At 44.0% G+C, this 3068-nt stretch carries 4 protein-coding genes; 3 read left to right on the forward strand and 1 reads right to left on the reverse strand.

The window, feature by feature from the left end; translation table 11 throughout:
- On the reverse strand, nt 1-618 hold a 618-nt coding region (locus A3761_RS12940), incomplete at its 3' end, for a PDC sensor domain-containing protein (RefSeq protein WP_197473038.1).
- Between the two features lie 159 nt (nt 619-777).
- Here A3761_RS12940 and A3761_RS12945 point away from each other — a divergent pair.
- The 3 genes from A3761_RS12945 to A3761_RS12955 all read left to right on the forward strand — a co-directional run.
- Nucleotides 778-1335, forward strand: coding sequence for a TlpA disulfide reductase family protein (locus A3761_RS12945; protein WP_068554594.1), 558 nt, complete (start codon nt 778-780; stop codon nt 1333-1335).
- A 110-nt stretch (nt 1336-1445) separates the two neighbouring features.
- Nucleotides 1446-1844 (forward strand): nuclear transport factor 2 family protein, encoded by a 399-nt coding sequence (locus tag A3761_RS12950; RefSeq protein ID WP_068513165.1) that lies wholly within the window; start codon nt 1446-1448, stop codon nt 1842-1844.
- 67 nt (nt 1845-1911) lie between these two features.
- Nucleotides 1912-3068 (forward strand): TAXI family TRAP transporter solute-binding subunit (locus tag A3761_RS12955; protein ID WP_068750316.1); only part of this gene is annotated, 1157 nt, incomplete at its 3' end.

The raw sequence follows: 3068 nt of genomic DNA on the forward strand, positions 1-3068 counted from the left end.
GCCACGAACGACTGTCAAAGCAAGGTGTTTTGGTAGATTTTCTCTAGACCATAAACCATGAGAAGCGCCTAGTTTAAAGCCTGCTACCACAACAGCTGCAACCTGTCCTTCGCTATCTAATACCCGAAGCCGGATAGGTATGACCCACGAATTCAATGCTTGGAAGTAATAGGTCCTTCCCATCACTAATTTCGATGATTCCAGGGTCTTGCGAAAGGTGTCTTTGGTTTCCGCTTTTGTCAACAAATTAGGAACCTGGCTTGGCATATGTTTGAAGGTAGAGACTATCAACTGACCGTTTACATCAACCAAGCCTAAACCTATCAACTCGGTATTCACTCGTAAAACCTGGTTCATACTTTTCTGAACCTGGGCTATTTCTCCCTCGCCAACAAGCTCCACAAAGCGTTCACCAAGTACTTTCAATAAATTTGAGTTTTTTTGAAGCAAGGATTCCATAGAATGAGAGACGAGGTTATTTGCATAACTTTGCTCAATACCTGCGTGATCCTTAATTTCCTGCCATTCAGCATATAAAAAAGATGCGGTTACGACGATAGAAAAGAATACGACAAATAGATAAGTTCGCCATAAGGCCTGGTTTTTATATTTTTTCATTCATTTAATATAGTACATTATTGAAAATACGTCATGCGACGCGTCATCAAGTACTCTCTAATCATTACATTCAATGGTTATAGTTAGCAAGGCAGGGAACTTTCTAGGCGCGCGGCGTTCAAATAAATGAATTCTTTTTATCAGTAGAGCTTTACATTTATGCCCACGCGCTCCAATAAGCCCGACCGTTTTCTTGGTTTATCTATTGCTTACTTCATCCTAATTTTTATAGGCTTAAACTCCTTTACCGAGCAGGTCTCTGCAGACTTAAAAGACGCAAAATATAACAAAGCCCCCCTCTTCTCTTTACCTGATATACATGAGAAGAGCACCGTCAATCTGAGTGACTATAAAGGCAAAGTGGTACTGGTAGATTTTTGGGCCTCATGGTGTGGTCCATGCCGTCAGTCGATGCCCGAATATAATCAACTTCGCAAGCGCCTGCACAGTAAACAAAACGGTCAAGACTTTGAAATTCTTGCTGTCAATGTTGACGTCACCACTGAAGAAGCGATGCGTTTTCTTGAACAGTACCCAGTGGATTTTCCGGTACTGGAAGAACGAAGTGGGAAATCCCAACAGGCTTACGAGCTACTCACCATGCCTACATCATTTTTGATAGATCGAGAAGGTTATATTCGCATTGCTCATCAGGGGTTTAACACGGGGTTTATTCGTTACCTCGAGAAAGAAGTCAACATGCTGCTTCAGGAGTAAACATTTAGTCTTTACCGTTTTCCGTTATTAGATTCGCATTAGTCCCATTTTCTTTGATACATTAGCGCTTCAGAACACCTTTTTGACTATCAATAATTACGGTAAAGATCATGGCTCCTAAAGTTATTCAGAACTGGCATACTGTTGTGAAAACACGAGATATCAATGCTCTAGACAATTTATTGGCTGATAACGCCACGATGTTTTCTCCGGTAGTTCATACTCCGCAAAGAGGCAAAGCCATTACAAAACTATACCTAATGGGCGCAATGCAAACGATTGCGAATGAACACTTCAAATATATTCAAGAAGTTTACAACGACCATTTTGCCGTGCTCGAATTCGAAACCCTTATTGACGGCAAAACCGTCAATGGTGTCGACATGATCACCTGGAACGAAGATGATCAAATAACTGAATTCAAAGTCATGCTGCGCCCTCTTCAGGGCATCAATGCCGTTCACAAGGCAATGGGTGAAGCGCTCGCAAAATTTCAACAAGGACAATAAACTCGTCATCACGGGGAAGCTCGCTGTGCAGTTTTCCTAATGACAAGCCAAATAGAGATTTATTGATATGAAAAGATCCTTGAAACTCCCAAGTCTTTCAAATGTATTAAGCTATGTGGTGGCTACATTAGCGATCATCGCGACGCTCTATGGCCTAGTGCTTGGCCTGCGCCTGGTTCCACCAGACCAGCTACGAATAGCAGCGGGAGTAGAAGGTAGTGCCTATTATCAAATAGCGCAACAATACCGAGAAATTTTAGCTGAGGATGGTCTTCAATTAGAGATAGTCGAAACCGCTGGTTCACGCGAAAATAGTAAACTGATTGATGCCACGAATAGCACGGTAGACATCGCCCTGATCCAAGGCGGCATTAAATCAAGCAACCCCAATATCAACGCATTGGCAGCCGTCTTTCCAGAGCCGCTCTTAGCCTTCGCCAGAGTTGAAGCCCAAGTCAACGGCAACCCGTTTTCATGGACAGGGAAACGCGTTGCACTGGGTGCACAAGGTAGCGGTACTCGAGCTGTAGTTGAGCAATTAGCAGAGATTAGCGCTGCGCCAGCCCTCAGTAATAATACAGCTCCCGAAGCATTCTTGGGCGGCAAAGCCGCTTCCGAAGCCCTACTCTCGGGCAATCTCGACCTGGCATTTTTTGTTGCGCCACTTAGCGCACCTTATCTTCAAGCCTTATATGATAACCCGGCGATCCAGTTATTGCCGCTTGATCATGGCCAAGCACTCGCAAGCCAGCTTCATGAAGCTCACTATATCAATTTATTGAGTGGCTCACTTCGATATCACCCGGCCTACCCCGAAGCTGCCGTGCCACTCATTACACTCGTGACAAAGCTAGTTGCACATGATGACCTACACCCCGCTTTAGTCAATCGTTTGGTCAGAGCAGCCAAGATAGTACATGCTAAACGTGTCTCACTCGTCATGTCTGAGCCTTTCCCGAACACAAGTTTATTAGATATGCCTGCAGATGTTTATGCCGCAAAACTACTAAGAGATGGCTTTAATCCGCTAGAGAAAACCCTGCCCTACTGGATAGTCGCTCAGATCAATCGTTTTGCGATCTTACTTCTACCAATAATTTTCCTACTACTACCCTTATTCAAAATACTTCCTGCACTGCTGGCTTGGAGAATGCAGTCTCGCGTTTATCGCTACTACGACCGCCTACACGAAATTGATCTACGTTTGGCTGAGAAAGGTACAAA

The sequence above is a fragment of the Oleiphilus sp. HI0123 genome (assembly GCF_001635315.1).